16 protein-coding genes are annotated in these 16024 nt (G+C 43.2%); all 16 read right to left on the bottom strand.

Translation table 11 applies throughout. From position 1 onward, the window contains the following. Positions 1-213: 213 nt before the first annotated feature. The gene (locus ACYQ2O_RS06355; protein ID WP_459768954.1) at positions 214-834 is read right to left on the bottom strand and encodes a 50S ribosomal protein L25; all 621 of its coding nucleotides are present in this window, start codon (positions 832-834) and stop codon (positions 214-216) included. Between the two features lie 166 nt (positions 835-1000). Beyond that, positions 1001-2134, bottom strand: a complete 1134-nt coding sequence (gene rpoD / locus ACYQ2O_RS06350) for an RNA polymerase sigma factor RpoD (protein ID WP_346024421.1) — start codon at positions 2132-2134, stop codon at positions 1001-1003. A gap of 26 nt (positions 2135-2160) precedes the next feature. Continuing rightward, positions 2161-4026, bottom strand: a complete 1866-nt coding sequence (gene dnaG, locus ACYQ2O_RS06345; RefSeq protein WP_459796234.1) for a DNA primase — start codon at positions 4024-4026, stop codon at positions 2161-2163. 527 nt (positions 4027-4553) lie between these two features. Continuing rightward, positions 4554-5123 carry a hypothetical protein gene (locus tag ACYQ2O_RS06340; protein WP_459796233.1) on the bottom strand — a complete coding sequence of 190 codons (570 nt, stop codon included), beginning with the start codon at positions 5121-5123 and terminating at the stop codon, positions 4554-4556. A gap of 75 nt (positions 5124-5198) precedes the next feature. Next, complete coding sequence (locus ACYQ2O_RS06335; protein WP_459796232.1) at positions 5199-5711, bottom strand: 3H domain-containing protein; 513 nt, start codon at positions 5709-5711, stop codon at positions 5199-5201. A gap of 25 nt (positions 5712-5736) precedes the next feature. Further along, entirely contained in the window at positions 5737-7449 is a 1713-nt protein-coding gene (locus tag ACYQ2O_RS06330) for an ABC transporter ATP-binding protein (RefSeq protein ID WP_459796231.1), read from the bottom strand. Positions 7450-7530: 81 nt separating this feature from the next. Further along, a complete protein-coding gene (gene glyS, locus ACYQ2O_RS06325; RefSeq protein ID WP_459796230.1) occupies positions 7531-9615 on the bottom strand; it encodes a glycine--tRNA ligase subunit beta in 2085 nt (694 codons plus the stop codon). Continuing rightward, positions 9616-10545, bottom strand: a complete 930-nt coding sequence (gene glyQ / locus ACYQ2O_RS06320; protein ID WP_459796228.1) for a glycine--tRNA ligase subunit alpha — start codon at positions 10543-10545, stop codon at positions 9616-9618. Positions 10546-10850: 305 nt separating this feature from the next. Next, the gene (locus tag ACYQ2O_RS06315) at positions 10851-11006 is read right to left on the bottom strand and encodes a hypothetical protein (RefSeq protein WP_346024428.1); all 156 of its coding nucleotides are present in this window, start codon (positions 11004-11006) and stop codon (positions 10851-10853) included. Between the two features lie 4 nt (positions 11007-11010). Beyond that, positions 11011-11787 (bottom strand): DNA repair protein RecO, encoded by a 777-nt coding sequence (gene recO / locus ACYQ2O_RS06310; protein WP_459796227.1) that lies wholly within the window; start codon positions 11785-11787, stop codon positions 11011-11013. A gap of 25 nt (positions 11788-11812) precedes the next feature. Then, positions 11813-12727 (bottom strand): GTPase Era, encoded by a 915-nt coding sequence (gene era, locus ACYQ2O_RS06305; RefSeq protein ID WP_346024430.1) that lies wholly within the window; start codon positions 12725-12727, stop codon positions 11813-11815. Then, positions 12724-13128 carry a cytidine deaminase gene (locus ACYQ2O_RS06300; RefSeq protein WP_459796226.1) on the bottom strand — a complete coding sequence of 135 codons (405 nt, stop codon included), beginning with the start codon at positions 13126-13128 and terminating at the stop codon, positions 12724-12726. The genes era and ACYQ2O_RS06300 overlap by 4 nt, the downstream gene beginning before the upstream one ends. A 13-nt stretch (positions 13129-13141) precedes the next feature. Continuing rightward, positions 13142-13540 carry a diacylglycerol kinase family protein gene (locus tag ACYQ2O_RS06295; RefSeq protein ID WP_346024432.1) on the bottom strand — a complete coding sequence of 133 codons (399 nt, stop codon included), beginning with the start codon at positions 13538-13540 and terminating at the stop codon, positions 13142-13144. Then, the gene (gene ybeY, locus ACYQ2O_RS06290; protein ID WP_346024433.1) at positions 13524-13997 is read right to left on the bottom strand and encodes an rRNA maturation RNase YbeY; all 474 of its coding nucleotides are present in this window, start codon (positions 13995-13997) and stop codon (positions 13524-13526) included. The genes ACYQ2O_RS06295 and ybeY overlap by 17 nt, the downstream gene beginning before the upstream one ends. After that, entirely contained in the window at positions 13975-14967 is a 993-nt protein-coding gene (locus ACYQ2O_RS06285; RefSeq protein ID WP_346024434.1) for a PhoH family protein, read from the bottom strand. The genes ybeY and ACYQ2O_RS06285 overlap by 23 nt, the downstream gene beginning before the upstream one ends. 462 nt (positions 14968-15429) lie before the next feature. Further along, positions 15430-15876, bottom strand: coding sequence for a GatB/YqeY domain-containing protein (locus ACYQ2O_RS06280; protein WP_346024435.1), 447 nt, complete (start codon positions 15874-15876; stop codon positions 15430-15432). Between the last annotated feature and the right edge of the window lie 148 nt (positions 15877-16024).

The following is a 16024-nucleotide window of genomic DNA, read 5'->3' as shown; positions in this document are numbered from 1 at the left end:
AATGCTTTTCTCTACCATACGTATAGTGTACCTTTAAATCCCCTCTCTTTTCAAATCAAGTGATAGTGATTAACGTTTGAGGTGATAGGCTTTCTAGCGGGTAAAACTTTATACTTTCCTATTCTATCAAAAAACAGCCCATACCACCCTTAAAGAGTGGAAATGGACTGCCACAGATTAAACAACTTTACAACTTATTAACTCAGTCTATACTTATTCTGCGTCTTCGTCTTTTGATTCACCGATAACTTCTGGTTCAGGCATATCTTCAGTTGTTTCAGTCGTTTCTTCCTCAACTGCTTCTGGAGCTGATACAGATACAACTGTCAGGCTGTCGTCAGTAAGCAGTTCAGCTTCGTCTCCAACTTTGATGTCAGATACGTGAACTGTATCGCCGATTTTCAGTTCAGATACGTCTACAACGTATTCTGAAGGAGCTTCTGCTGGAGCAATGTTGATTTCCAGTTCAGAAATTGACTGAGATACGATACCTTCTTTGATTTCTTCTGCGCCGGAAATGTGAACCGGAATAGACATAGTAACTTTCTGTCCTTTTGTGAATGCTAGAAGATCAACGTGGTATACTTCTGGTTTAAGAGCAGCATTGTCCTGATCTTTTACGAACACCTGGTATGTGTCACCTTCAACATCGATATCGAATACACCGTTGTATCCTACTTCGCGGATCGTGTTTTCGAATTCTTTACGGTTGATCAGTACTGAGATTGTCTCAACTTCTTTTCCGTAGATTGCTGCAGGGATCTTACCTTCGTTTCTCGCTTTTCTTGAAGCGGATGTTCCTGTTTCTGTACGTTTAACTGCTGATAATTTCATCTGATTTTCACCTTCCAGGATTATATTTTAAGTAACTAGCATACGTCATTACTGAACAAGCCAGAAATTAGTATAACAAAAATGTGACAGGAATGCAAAGAAAAGCGACAAGAACTTTACCTTTACAGTCTTTTTCGCTTCTCTCTGCCAGCACATCACATCGTTTCTACTCCAAAAAGTCTTTCAGCTGTTTTGAACGACTCGGGTGGCGCAGTTTTCTCAAAGCTTTAGCTTCGATCTGACGGATACGTTCTCTCGTTACGCCAAAGACTTTACCAACATCTTCCAAAGTACGCTGACGTCCGTCGTCTAGACCGAAACGCAGACGCAGCACGTTTTCTTCACGGTCAGTCAGTGTGTCGAGCACATCTTCCAGCTCACTCTTCAAGAGTTCATAAGCTGCATTGTCAGCCGGACTGGTTGCATCATTATCTTCAATGAAATCGCCCAGATGTGAATCATCTTCCTCACCGATCGGCGTTTCCAGAGAGACTGGCTCCTGTGAAATTTTTAGAATGTCGCGTACTTTTTCAGTAGGCAAGTCCATTTCAGCACCGATTTCTTCTGGTGTCGGTTCTCTTCCAAGGTCCTGCAGCAGCTGACGCTGGATACGAACTAGCTTATTGATGGTTTCGACCATATGAACCGGAATACGGATCGTACGAGCCTGGTCGGCAATTGCACGAGTGATAGCCTGACGAATCCACCATGTCGCGTACGTAGAGAATTTGAATCCTTTTTCATAGTCAAACTTCTCTACAGCCTTCATAAGTCCCATGTTCCCTTCCTGAATCAGGTCAAGGAAACTCATGCCTCTACCAACATAACGTTTAGCAATAGATACAACCAGTCTCAAGTTGGCCTCAGCCAGTTCCTGCTTGGCGATCGTGTCACCTTCTTCGATACGTTTGGCCAGTGCAATCTCTTCTTTGGCACTAAGCAGGTCTACGCGCCCGATTTCTTTCAGGTACATGCGGACAGGGTCATTTATTTTAACTCCAGGAGGGGCAATCATTTCTTCTTTTTTAGCTTCTTCAGCCGCATCTTCTTCTTTATTCAGCTGCTTAGCCAGTGGGTTCCCATCTTCATCGACGACGCCGATTCCTTCATCTTCAAACTTCTGGATCAGATCTTCCATCTGTTCTTTTTCAAGTTCAAAAGGTTCCGCAAGCTTGTCCGTCAATTCGACGTAAGACACTGTCTGCTCCTTTTTCTTCTTGATTTCCTTGATAAACTGGACAACCGCAAGTTCATACTTTTCTTCAGGCTGTTGGGTAGATTTTTTATTAGATTTTGCCATATACTGACATGCCTCCTGATTAATCGTTAATTACTTTTCATTTGTTTAATTATATTTATGATTTCAAAACTTAGTGCTTGCTGCTTTTGTTTATCTCCGTTTCTTTCAGCCAGTTTTAGTTCTTCTTTTTTTGACTGAAGTCTGGTTTCAAGTGGCTGCCTGTCACAAATCACAGACAAGTAGTCCTCAATTTCACCACGAGCTATTTCTTCACTCAGAGATATCCAGGCAATTTCTGATGCCTTGCTTTTCAGACGTTCATCTGGAAGGAAGTCAAGAAACGACTGCAGAGACGTGTCTTCATGAGTATGATGAAACTCATCATACATCAGATAGAGCACCTGATGATCCTGATCTGAAAATGACAGCTCTTTATCCTGACTATTCAGGATCGTCCAAGTTTCATCCAGAGTAAACAGACGATGGAGAAGATTTTTTTCGGCCCGGGTCAGCGCTGTTTCTTTCGGCTGGTTCCGGTGAAACACTATAGACTGGACCGGCTCCGGTGAAGTGTCCTGTCTTGCTTCTTTACGCTTTTCAGCCCGACGCTCGTTCTGCTGTTCGATCACAAAGATGTGCATCTGTTCCTTCAGTGTCTCTAGAGACAGATCGAATTCCTCCTGAAGCTGTTTAAGATAAAGTTCGCGTTCAATTGCAGAGGTCACTCGAGCCAGTTCTTTCAGCACAATTTCAATATACTTCAGACGTTCACTTTCATTTTTCAAATTGAGACCTTTGCGGTGGTAAGCCATAAGGAAACTCATCAGAGTGTCTCGGCCATGTTTCAGAAAATCCTGAAAAGCTTCTATTCCTTTGGTCTGAATATAATCATCCGGATCCAGTTTCTCAGGAAAGGTCGCTATCTCCATGGTAAAATGTGTATCCTTGCTGATGAAATCTGTCGCCCGCTTAGTTGCTTCAAGTCCGGCATCATCCCCATCATAAGCAATGACCACATGATCGGTCACTTTATCAAGTTGGGAGATCTGTTCTTCTGTCAGACTTGTTCCCATCGACGCGATCCCGTTTTTGACTCCAGCCTGCCAGGCTGATATGACATCCATAAACCCTTCAAAAAGAATGACTTCATTTTCGCGGCGGATCGATGCACGGGCTTTATCGTAATTGAACAGCACCCGTCGTTTATTGAACAGATCTGTTTCCGGGCTGTTCATATATTTGGCAGTCCGGTAATTGCCGGACTGCTCCATAAAGGCACGACCAGAAAATGCGACCGTCTGCCCTTTTGCATTATTTATTGGGAACAGAATCCGGTTGGAAAAGCGGTCAAGAAAAACATCATCCTCCCGGTCAGAAAACAGACCGGATTTTTTCAACAGCTCCGGATCGTTCAATCCTTCATTATCGAGATATAGTTTCAGTGCTTCTCTTTTAGGAGGAGAAAACCCGATTTTAAAGGTCTCGATGCTCTCCTTAGTCATTCCTCTATCAAGAAGGTAACGGTAAGCTTCTTCACCCGTCTGCGTATTAACGAGCAGGTGATGATAAAAATACTCCGCTTTTTCGTAGACAGCCAGTAACTTTGCCTGCATCGAATCCGGATCTGGAGCTGACTCCCTTGCTCGGTCAATCAGAGTGAAATCGATCGGCACATCAGCCAGCTCAGCAGTTTTCCCTACCGCTTCAACAAAAGACAAGCCTTCCATTTCCTGGAGGAAGCTGAAGACATTCCCGCCTCTTCCACAGCTGAAGCAATGATAGATCTGCTTCTTCTCACTGACAGAAAATGAAGGCGTCTTGTCATCGTGGAACGGACAGGATGCAAAATAGTTCTGACCTGACTTCCTTAACTGCAGATACTGGGAAATAATCTGAACAATATCAGTCTTCTCCCGGATCGACTGAATGGTTTCTTCTGGAATCCTGCTCACTAGCCATCCCCCTTCGACAAAAAAGTCTTTTAATGGATAGACACACTACCCCTATAATAATCAAACATAAGTATACCAAAACAAAGTGAAATTGTAAATGTAAGCACGTTGTAAAAGGAAAAACTAATCGTTTCCAATTCTAAATCGTCAAGTAGAGATACAAAATAAAAATTTCTATTGTCACAAACAAGATAGTATCTCCAGCATTGAAGGTTACGTTCATATATGGCACTAAAGTACATCCTAAGGCCTGATAATGCAATTTACATACGATTACAGTGTGTGGACTGCACCCATTTCCAGTAGAGTATAGTTTAAATCAGATCTTCTCCACTAAAATGCATTCTACCTTAATTAAAATTAAGTTCGGGACTTACTCGATCATTGTACTCTAATCCATAAACTATCGCCTAACCACCTTATTTCAGTATCAGAAGATCTGTAATATTAGAGACAAAAAATGATCATCGAATAAAATCTGTAAACAGATCCTCCAACGATCATTAACTGTTATATAATCATCTGTATCAGCTGACTTTTACAGCAATCTGATTCATTCGTTTACCAAAACTCTTCCATACAATTTGGGCGATAAAGAAATCAACCATACTATGAATGACGGTACCTACTCCGACAAGCAGAAATACTGCATAGAAAAAGCCGTCCTGGTAGGTTCCGCCCGGTGCAAGACCAAAGAAGAACACGGAAACAACAAGGACTTCAGCCAGAGCATGTACTAGAGCGATCCAGAAAGAGAAGAACACGCTTTTGACCGGAGAACTTAAAAGCTCTTCTCTTTTCCCGCGAAGATACAGCGCTCCGACCAGTGCGAATACAACATGACTCATGGCACGCATCGTAATAACTATTGGGAAACCTGCCAGTAAAAAGCCGACAGCCGAACCTAATGACACGGCTACTGCAATTGCTGGTGACAAGAACATGGCAAAGAAAATCGGAACGTGACTGGCTAAGGTAAAGGACGCCGGTTCGATTAGAACTCTAATAGGCATGACCATCGGAATGGCAATAGCTATCGCGGTCAGTAAAGCAGTTACGGTCAGTCTTAATGTATTTGTCTTTCTAATGATAAACATCTCCTAATATTAGTATGTATACAGGTGTCATGACACCTGTTAAGTATACCAATTCAAGAGATATTGTCAATACACTTACTGGTAAAGAAAGCCTTTATTTTCTAAAACTTTCTTTATTTTTTGTAATCGGTCCTCGTTTTTAGCTTTAATCGTGTGTATATGGAGGCCTTCTGTCAGACTGCTCAGCAATGCTGATGGATTGTCCTGGACTTTTGATATGAATTCATCTGCCTCGAGTCTGCTGGAAATATTCAGATCCCCCTTCAGCAAGCCATATATCGGATGTTCCACAGTCACATCGATTACTTCTCCGCCAAGATCGACTATAGCATAAAGTTCCTCTTTCGTATCGTCAGGAGAATGCTGGCATACTACTGCCTCACTGACCCCCTCATCGATCTGACTGCGCATAATATAACCTTTAGGGGTAGAAACGATTCCAGCACCGGCAGCTCTAAGAAGAGCAATATCACCAACTATGACCTGACGACTGACATTAAATTTCGAGGCGAGTGTGCGGGCTACGACAGCTTCCTCTGACTGTTCCAGGTAGTCTCTGATTACTCGTCTTCTTTCATCGGCTTCCATAACATTCACTCCCAATCATGGCTTTTTAAGAAAATTGTGCATCATATAAGGCTTTGTATGCCCCTTCCTGAGCAATCAGCTCATCGTGGCTTCCTTGTTCTTCAATGCCTTTTGATGTAACTACTACTATTCTATCAGCATTCTTGATGGTAGCCAAACGGTGGGCGATGATCAGAGTCGTTCGACCTTTTGATAAGGAATCCAAAGCTTCCTGAATAGCCTGTTCCGTTTCGGTATCCAGTGCAGACGTTGCTTCGTCCAGGATCAGAATCGGAGGGTTCTTCAGAAACATACGGGCAATAGAAAGCCGCTGCTTCTGTCCCCCAGAAAGTTTAACTCCCCTCTCTCCGATGACTGTCTCCAGTCCTCTAGGAAGCTGCTCCACTACATCAACCAGATTCGCCATTCTGACGGCATTATACACCTCTTCATCTGTAGCATCCAGTTTACCATATAGAATGTTCTCCTTGATTGTTCCAGGGAAAAGGAAGACATCCTGCTGAACGACGCCGATCTGTTCTCTCAGTGAATTCAAAGTGATACCTTTTATCGAATAACCATCGATAGTTATCGTTCCGCTGTCAATGTCATAAAAACGTGGAAGCAGATTACAGATAGTGGTTTTACCTGCACCACTCGGACCAACAAATGCAATGGTTTCCCCCGCTTTGATCGTCAGATTGATATCATCCAGAATTGACTGATTCTCTTCGTAGCTGAACGAGACGTCTGAATAGACAATATCTCCTTTTAGAGACTCCACTTCCACTGCATCTGGAGAATTCTGAACTTCCGGTCTGATCCCCATTTCCTCAAGCAGACGTTTGAAGCCAGCAAAGCCTTTCGGATAGCTTTCGATCATCGTGTTGACCTTTTCAATTGGTCTGACAAAGACATTAGCAAATAAAATAAACGCCACTAGATCGCCATAACTGATTTCACCTTGAATCGTAAAGTAAGCGCCGAAGAAAAGCGCAAACAGACTGATCAGACGCATGAGAAAATAATTGTAGGAGTGGCTAACTGCCATCATTTTATAGAATAAATATTTCGATTTTCGGTAAGCCTGGTTCAGCTCCTGGAACCGTCCTAGTTCATAATCTTCATTTGAAAAGGCCTGTACGACCCGAATCCCGCCGACGGACGCTTCGATTCCGGCACTAAAACCAGCCAGATCATCATAGATGCGTGTATTGACTTGTGTCATCCGCTTGTTGAAGTAAGCAACAGCCAATGCAATGAAGGGTACTAAAATGAACGTCATCACTGCAAGAGGCACATGGACAGTCATCATCAGTATAAAGGCCCCGGTCAATGTGAAGAGAGTAATGAAAATGTCTTCCGGTCCATGGTGGGCAACTTCCGCTATTTCAAACAAGTCCGATGTCAGACGTGTGATCAGCTTTCCTGTTTCACGGTTATCAAAATAAGAAAATGACTGCTTCTGAAGGTGGTTGTATAGATCTCTACGCATGTCTGTTTCAATATTCGTACCCAGCTTATGTCCATAATAGGTCACCACGTAATGTAGAATTGTATTGATCGCATAGACACCAAGCAGGCCAATAGAAACGCTGATGATCAAAGACCAGTTTCCGGTTGGCAGAATGGAATCTACGACTTGCTGCACCATAATGGGAAAAGCCAGCTCAAGCATCGCTACGATGATAGCTGCAGAAAAGTCCAGTGTGAATAATGCTTTATAAGGTGCGTAGTAAGAAAAAAATCGTTTAATCATAAGGTTAATCTCCTTCTATGTTGAAACTGATAAACACAAAGAAGGCAGCGTCATCACTTACTGCCTTCTTTGAAATCTGAATTATTTAATAACCAGTCTGTCAAAACGGGCAAAGCCACTTAAAAGATCATCGATTCTTTTCAACAGAGCCAGGCGATTGTCTCGGACAGATGTATCTTCTGCCATCACCATCGTATGATCAAAGAAGTCATCGATCACTGGATGGAGTTCAGCAAAAACCTGCCACTGCTGGTCCGCATTTAAATCTTCTGACATAAGCTCTTCAGCCTTCAGCAATGCTTCGTATAAGTTCTTCTCACTCTGTGTTTCAAAGAGGTCAGTTGATATGGAACATTCATCAATAGCTTTTTCAGCCAGGTTGGATACACGTGTCAAAGATTCGACCACTGCTTTAAATCCAGGCTTTTTTTTCTGATAAGCCAGTACGCCAGCATGATCAATGAGAGCTAGGATATCTGTCTGATTAGATTCCAGTACCGCTTGACGGATATCATAATCCTCGCTCAGCCCTTCTTCACCTGACAACAACTGGTCCACGCGGTCTTTGATGAAGTCAATCACAACAGGTGTATTCTGCATGTATGCAGCCTTCGTTTCTACAGAGATAACCGTTTCTGCAATTGCATTGATCAGCTCGTCCAGCTGAACAGACACGTTGAACGCCTTGAAGATTCTCACAATTCCCATGGCCTGTCTTCTTAAAGCAAACGGGTCATTAGAACCGGACGGAATCATATCGACAGAAAAGAATGACAGCAGAGAGTCCAGTTTGTCAGCTGCGGAAAGGAGCGCGCCAAGTTTCGTTTCAGGCAGTCTACCGTCTGTACTTTTAGGCAGATACTGCTCGGAAAGCGCATCAGCAATTTGCCTGTCTTCCCCTCTTTCAGCAGCAAATATACCTGCAATGTCTCCCTGAAGAGAAGTGAATTCGTTGACCGTCTGCGTGACCAGGTCAAACTTGGCTATCATACCGGTACGTTCTATTAGACCGATCTGTTCATCAGTCATGTCGAAGTAAGGAGCCAGCAGATGAGCAATAGCGGTCAGACGTTCCTGCTTGTCGTACAGCGATCCGAGCTTTTCATGGAAAGATACAGTCGACAGTTTATTGACAAAGTCATCAATAGACAGCTTCCTGTCTTCATCGTAAAAGAAAGCAGCGTCTGCCAGACGTGCACTCAGCACTTTTTCATTTCCTTTTCTGACCTGCTCGATATACTCAGCATTTCCGTTTCTAACCGCAATGAAATAAGGGAGAAACTTGGCCTGACCGTCAGCCTGTCTGACCGGGAAATAACGCTGATGATCAGCCATTGCCGTTTCCAGAACATTTTCAGGTACAGCAAGATACTCGTCACTGAAAGAGCCGTAAAACGCTGTTGGATATTCAACAAGGTCGGTTACCTCTTCAAGCAATTCCTTGTTATCCAGCGGATCTTTCCAGTTGTTGTGGGTACATAAAGCCTGAATCTGACTGATAATCAGTGCCTGACGCTCATTACGGTCGACGAGCACATGCTCTTCCTTCAAGCTGGCCTGATAGTCATTCGCATGGTCCAAGGTAACAGCCTGTCCCAGGAAGCGGTGGCCTCTAGTCTCTCTACCTGAAGATACATCAAACAAGGTCATATCGACAACTTTCTCATCTAATAGAACTGTCAGCCAGTGGACTGGACGGATGTAACGGTAGCTGTGCGTGCCCCACTTCATGGATACTGGGAACGACAGTGACGGGAGCACTCCTTCGAGTTTCTGTATGACTTCTTCTGCAGATAAGCCTTTTATGTGTTTTTCTACGAAGACGTACTCTTCACCTTTGATCGTCTGAAAAGTAATGTCATCAATTGATGCCTGCTGGCCACGAGTGAAACCAATCGCGGCTTTAGTCCAGTTGCCTTCGTCATCCAGAGCGATGCGTTTAGCCGGGCCTTTAACAGATTCTGTCTTATCTTTCTGTCCTTCAGCCAGACCTTCAATTTTAACTGCCAGACGTCTAGGTGTATTGAATACTTGTATGGAATCAAATGACATGTCATGGTCTTTAAAATGCACACTGACTTTGTCTTTAAGCTGTTCAGCAGCCGGAACAATTACTTTCGCCGGCATATCTTCCAGTCCGATTTCAAGTAATAATGAATGAGTCATTTACTTGTCCTCCTTTTCGCCATATTTTTCGATCCATTTTCCAGCCTCTGCTTCTCCAATTAGAGGGAATGACAGTTTTGCCCGTTCCTGCAAGAAAGACTTCGCAATGAGTCTAGCCATATGGCGGATTCTTTTTAAATAATCCGGGCGGTCAGTTGCAGAGACAGCCCCTCTGGCATCCAGCAAGTTAAATGCGTGACTGCATTTCAATACATAATCATAAGCCGGATGAGCCAGGTTATTTTCAATTTGCTTCAGTGCTTCCTTCTCGAAAGCTTGGAACTGAGAGAAGAGAAAGGCCGTATCACTGTGATCGAAGGAATAGGCAGAATGCTCGTATTCCGGTTGCTTGAAGATTTCCCCGTATTTCACTCCGGGTGCCCATTCGATATCATAGACATTTTCAACATCCTGAATATATGAGGCCAGTCGTTCAAGCCCATATGTCAACTCACTTGTAACAGCATCGACTTCAAGGCCGCCGACTTGTTGGAAGTAGGTAAACTGTGTCACTTCCATGCCATCCAGCCAGACTTCCCATCCCAGACCTGCACACCCCAAAGACGGGTTTTCCCAGTTGTCTTCAACGAAACGGATGTCATGTTTCAGTGGATCGATCCCTAGGGCTCTGAGACTGTCCAAATACAGCTCCTGAATGTTTTCAGGCGAAGGCTTCATGACCACCTGAAACTGATGATGCTGATACAGACGGTTTGGATTCTCACCATAACGGCCATCCGCCGGGCGACGTGAAGGTTCAACATAAGCCGCATTCCAAGGCTCTGGCCCAATTGCTCTGAGAAAGGTATAAGGACTCATTGTTCCTGCTCCTTTTTCAGTATCGTATGCCTGCATGAGCATACAGCCCTCATCTGACCAGAACTGCTGCAGGGTCAGGATAATATCCTGAAAGGTTCTTGCTTTTTCCATAATATGACTCTCCTTTTTAATGATGCATATAAAAAAAACTCGGCTCTATACTGACAGACAGCCATCAGTATAGGGACGAGTCTTCTCGCGGTTCCACCCTATTTCTGACCCGAAAAAACGAGTCAGCACTTTATATCATCGCACTCCAGATGCCTTTCACCAGACCGTCTTCCATGGCTTACACCGTCCCATGGTCGCTAATAAAGACTAGACTCGTTACTCCTTCTATCAATGTGCTTCACTTATTATTCTATCTTACAATAACTTTAAAAATTGTCAAACCAAATCTTGTTCGATAATGCATGCTAATTCTCTTTTGCTACATTAACTTTCAGTTTATGTTCCGCAAGCAGATTGGCCAGTCGATGGGGTAAAGTAATACGTCTAATCTGGACCTGCTGATAAAGAATCCCGACCCAGGCCAGAATAATAATAGCTGTCCGTCCGATCCATTCATTCATTCATTTAATCTTCCTCACGTTTAAGCAGATTCTCCCACTGATGCATTTTTTTGATAAATCGTTTGCTTTTAAGATTCAATCCGACCAGTTCGTCATAGAGAATGTCGATCACTCTCTGAATCTCAGTTTTAGTCTCATGCTTTAAAGATATAGTATTAATCTTGTCAAACGATACAACAGAAAACAGGCGAATGAAATGAATCGCCTTGGGAGACGCATGCAGCCGCCGTTCATCTTCATGAAAATGCTTTGGACACAGCAGCCCATGGTGTCTGCTTGAGTAGTCAAACGGTCCATCCGTCAATCCGCAGAAGATACAGCCTCTCAGCTCAGACATGACCCCAAAGTACCTTAGGAAACGGACTTCAAAAATATTCATGATGATTTCCGGATCAAAATCTTCTTCGAATTTATCCATTCCAGTCAGAAGCTGTTCAAACAAAAGAGGGTCTGCCTTACGGTCTTCAAGCGCTGCATCTGCGAGTTGAGCGATATAGGTCGCATAAGCCGTCTTGAAAATATCTGTCTGAACAGAGGTGTAAGACTGCACATTTTTTGCATCCCGAATAAAGCTCAGCCCTTCGCTTCTGATATCTGCAATAAAACTTGCTCTTGCAAAAGGCTGAATGGCAGACCGCAGTTTAAAGTTAGGATTCTTTGTCCCTCGTACAAAAAACATGAGCTTTCCGTATCGGTCAGTAAACAGCTTGACCAGGTAATCCCGTTCTCTGTGCTTCCTGACAGACAGGACTAGGCCTTCAACTTCTTCTAACTGAGACACTCGGTCACCTTCTTAATCAACTTAATTAGTACTGGTCTCTATTATAACCGTAATCGTTCAGATGCTGCTGCTTGTCACGCCAGTCATTCTGAACTTTGACCCACAGATCAAGATAAATCTTATCCCCCAACAGACGTTCGATGTCTTTTCGGGCATTCATTCCAATATCTTTAAGCATTTTCCCCTGCTTGCCGATGATGATCCCTTTCTGGGATTTTCTTTCTACAATGATCGTAGCGTTCACGACAACTTTTTCATTATCTTCACGCTGCATACTGTCAACGACAACAGCAATCGAATGGGGAATTTCTTCTCTTGTTCTTTCGAGAACTTTTTCACGAATCAGTTCGGATACAATAAAGTATTCCGGGTGATCACTGACCTGGTCTTCAGGATAGAACTGTGGCCCTTCAGGTAAATAGCTTCTTACTGTCTCCATCAGGCGATCAACATTGTTTCCTTCAGTAGCTGATATGGGTACGATTTCCGCAAAAGTCATCTGACTGTTATAGTCTTCAATGATCGGCAGCAGTTCATCCGGATGGATCTGATCGATTTTATTCAGCACAAGAAATACTGGGCTTTCGACAGTTTTCAGCTTGTCGATGATAAAGTCGTCTCCCGGTCCTCTTTTTTCGGTTACATTCACTAAAAACATGACCACGTCCACTTCATTGAAGGTACTCATGGCAGTTTTTACCATAAAGTCACCCAGACGGTGCTTCGGCTTGTGAATACCCGGCGTGTCAATAAATACGATCTGATCAGATTTTGTTGTCAGGATGCCCTGCACCTTGTTTCGTGTAGTCTGAGCTTTGTCACTCATAATGGCAATTTTCTGGCCGATCATCCGATTCAAGAGCGTTGATTTTCCTACATTTGGTCGTCCCACTAGAGAGACAAAACCAGATTTAAACTGTTCTTCGTTTGTATTAGTCACACCATATCCCCCGATTGAAAAGCTCCGGGCAGCAGTTCCGACACTGTTGTTTCCTTCACTTTTCCTTTTTTATTCGTCAGTAGAACCGGCATATTCGGCTCACAGAATTCAACGAGCACCTGTCTGCATGCGCCGCATGGTGAGATAGGTCCTTCAGTGTTTCCTGTCACGACTAAGTAGTCAAATGACCTCTGTCCCTCAGATACTGCTTTAAACATGGCCGTGCGCTCCGCACAGTTCGTAAGAGGGTAAGACGCATTTTCAATATTGCAGCCGGTAAAAACTTGTCCGTCCTTAGTAGACAATGCGGCCCCTACCGGAAATTTTGAATATGGGACATATGCTTTATCGAGCATATCCGTTGCTTCTTTAATTAAAGTCTGTCTTCTTTGTTCATCCATATTATTCGCCTCTTCACATCAGTATTTGTAAGATTTTTGGCAGCAGTATGATTGCACCGACCAGTGCTGCAAAGGAGGCAGTCACCAGTACGACGGCTGCTGCCATGTCCTTAACTTTTTTTGCTATAGGATGGTACTCTTCTGTAACCAGGTCTACAACATTTTCAACTACTGTATTGATAAGTTCCATTACAAAAACAAGGTAAGACACTAGAATAAGCCACAGCCATTCAGCTCTGGTCATGGGCAGCACAAGACCAATCATCAGCACGGCTACACCGGTCAGAACATGCACACGCATGTTTCGTTCCTCGTGAAAGGCTGTCCGGATACCCATGAAAGCAAACTTGAACGAATCACGATAGGCCCTGTTTTTCTGTGGGATTTGTTCTTCCTTATCTTTTAAGACCATATTCCTTCAATATCTCCTCTTGTAGTGCAAACATTCTCTTTTCATCTTCGTCTGTCATATGATCGTACCCGTTAAGGTGAAGAAAACCATGGACCATCAGGAAACCAAGCTCTCTTTCTACAGAATGACCGTATTCTTCAGCCTGTTCTACCGCTTTCTCATATGATATGAATATATCTCCCAGATCTCTAGGAATGGTGATGCCTTCCATATCGAACTCTTTCAGTAGATCATCTTCATCATCTTCAATTGCAAAACTGATGACATCAGTCACTTTATCTTTATCCCGGTATTCTCTGTTGATCTCTCTGATCTTTTCATTAGATACCACTGTAATCGACACTTCTGCATTCTTCTCTACAGATAATTTCTTTGCAGCAACGTTCAGCAAATCCTCGATACAGTCTGCCATATCTTCAGTGATTTTATCTGTTTCATCGTAAATTATCGTTTCCATAATCTTCCCTATCCGTTTCATTGTCGTAAGCTCTGATCACTTTTGCGACCAGTGGATGTCTGATAACATCTTCAGCTTCAAATTTGATATGACCAATTCCTTTAACTCCAGTCAGTACACGTTCAGCATGGATCAGACCGCTTGTCGTCCGTCTCGGCAGATCGACTTGGGTGATGTCTCCATTGATGACCATCTTGGAATTGAACCCCAGACGAGTCAGGAACATTTTCATCTGCTGCACAGTCGTATTCTGAGCCTCATCAAGAATAATGAAGGCATCATCCAGCGTACGGCCTCTCATGTATGCCAGAGGTGCGACCTCGATCGTTTCTCTTTCGATCAGACGATTCGTATGTTCGGTGCCAAAGACGGTATACAAGGCATCATACAGTGGTCTCAGATACGGATCGACTTTTTCCTTAAGATCTCCAGGTAGAAATCCAAGATTCTCTCCAGCTTCAACCGCCGGGCGGGTAATGATAATACGTTTCACATCCCCTTTTCTCATGGCGGCCACTGCCATTGCAACAGCAATGAACGTTTTTCCTGTTCCGGCCGGACCGATGCCGAAGACGATATCGTTCTTCTTGATCGACTCGACATAATCGCGCTGGCCGACGTTTTTCACTCGAATCGCTTTACCATCTTTATCTCTAGTGATCTCTTCTTCGTACATTCTGACAAACTGAGACAGTTTTCCCTGTTTAACCATCCTGATAGCGGAAATAATATCTGCTTTTTTTACTTTGATCCCTTTGTCATCAAGAGTCAGCAGCTGTTCAAACAGCGCTTCTACCTGACTGATTGCTTCAGGGGTGCCTTGAACGTCCATTTGAGTGCCTCGACTATTGATCGATACGTCCAGTTCTTCTTCTATTAAATTCAAATGACTATTCTGAGGACCAAAAAGTGTAAATAATCTCTCAGAATCTTCAAGTTCTATACGTCTTTTTTCGATTGATTCAGTCAACCAGGTGACATCTCCTTCTTATTAACGGTATTCCATTAAATCATAGCATAAAAACATTAAAATCTCTATAAAGTTGGTGAAAAGTGTTGCAATATGAGGGGGATTTTGATGACATGGTTGGTCTGTTTTTTTGGAAGTTATGTGCTGAGCCACTACTTGGATTGCACCGGAACTCGGACAGGGTTTCCAATTGAGTTAAGGCGCTATGGCGATTGCACCGGAACTCGGATAGGATTTCCATTTGAGTTAAGGCGCTATGGCGATTGCACCGGAACTCGGACAGGAGTCCAGCTGGAGTTGAAAAGCTAACGATTTTGCGCAAAAAATTTCACTGATAAAATCATATAAGTACACTTATATCATCAAGATAAGGTGTGACCACAACTATGTGTATATATTTCAGCTATAAAAAGACCGCAGATGACTGGAGACGAGATGTCCCCACAGCTGCGGTACTTTCTATTATTTATTCAGTTCTTCTTTGACGATGGAGCTGACCAGATTGCCGTCAGCTTTACCTTTTACTTTAGGCATCAAAGCACCCATGACTTTTCCCATATCCTTCATTGAGGATGCGCCAGTCTGTTTGACCGTGTCCTGCACGATTTCACGAACTTCTTCTTCGCTTAACTGAGCCGGCAAATAGTCATCGACGATTTCAATTTCTCTTTCGAGTTTAAGAACCAGGTCATCACGACCGGCCGCTTTGAACTCATTTAAAGATTCGACACGCTGTTTTTTCTCACGAGAAAGAACGGTCAATTCGTCTTCTTCTGTCAGTTCTTCTCCCTTATTGATCTGTTCGGTCTGTAAGGCAGATTTCAACATACGAATAGTAGATAACTTTTCTTTATCTTTTGCTTTCATCGCGATTTTCATCTCTTGATTCAATTCATCAAGACGAGCCATCTAATCACCTTCTATATGAGATATCACTAGTGTTGCATAAAACTTAGAATAAATAGGTTTTATAGGTTGTTACTTTTATCACAAGTAGTTTTCGTTAAAATTTCCAAAAAAGTCAATTGCTGGCGCAAGGGATGACTTTTTCCAGAAA

It is taken from the genome of Alkalibacterium sp. m-11 (genome assembly GCF_054658155.1).
The sequence above is the reverse complement of the archived record's forward strand: the minus strand, read 5'-3'. Positions and strand labels throughout refer to the sequence as shown.

Bases quoted from the DNA above. Each gene is read 5' to 3' on its own strand.
- ACYQ2O_RS06355 (WP_459768954.1), bottom strand. From the start codon at position 834: ATGAAATTATCAGCAGTTAAACGTACAGAAACAGGAACATCCGCTTCA.
- rpoD (WP_346024421.1), bottom strand. From the start codon at position 2,134: ATGGCAAAATCTAATAAAAAATCTACCCAACAGCCTGAAGAAAAGTAT.
- ACYQ2O_RS06340 (WP_459796233.1), bottom strand. From the start codon at position 5,123: ATGTTTATCATTAGAAAGACAAATACATTAAGACTGACCGTAACTGCT.
- ACYQ2O_RS06335 (WP_459796232.1), bottom strand. From the start codon at position 5,711: ATGGAAGCCGATGAAAGAAGACGAGTAATCAGAGACTACCTGGAACAG.
- ACYQ2O_RS06330 (WP_459796231.1), bottom strand. From the start codon at position 7,449: ATGATTAAACGATTTTTTTCTTACTACGCACCTTATAAAGCATTATTC.
- glyS (WP_459796230.1), bottom strand. From the start codon at position 9,615: ATGACTCATTCATTATTACTTGAAATCGGACTGGAAGATATGCCGGCG.
- glyQ (WP_459796228.1), bottom strand. From the start codon at position 10,545: ATGGAAAAAGCAAGAACCTTTCAGGATATTATCCTGACCCTGCAGCAG.
- ACYQ2O_RS06315 (WP_346024428.1), bottom strand. From the start codon at position 11,006: ATGAATGAATGGATCGGACGGACAGCTATTATTATTCTGGCCTGGGTC.
- ACYQ2O_RS06300 (WP_459796226.1), bottom strand. From the start codon at position 13,128: ATGGATGAACAAAGAAGACAGACTTTAATTAAAGAAGCAACGGATATG.
- ACYQ2O_RS06295 (WP_346024432.1), bottom strand. From the start codon at position 13,540: ATGGTCTTAAAAGATAAGGAAGAACAAATCCCACAGAAAAACAGGGCC.
- ybeY (WP_346024433.1), bottom strand. From the start codon at position 13,997: ATGGAAACGATAATTTACGATGAAACAGATAAAATCACTGAAGATATG.
- ACYQ2O_RS06280 (WP_346024435.1), bottom strand. From the start codon at position 15,876: ATGGCTCGTCTTGATGAATTGAATCAAGAGATGAAAATCGCGATGAAA.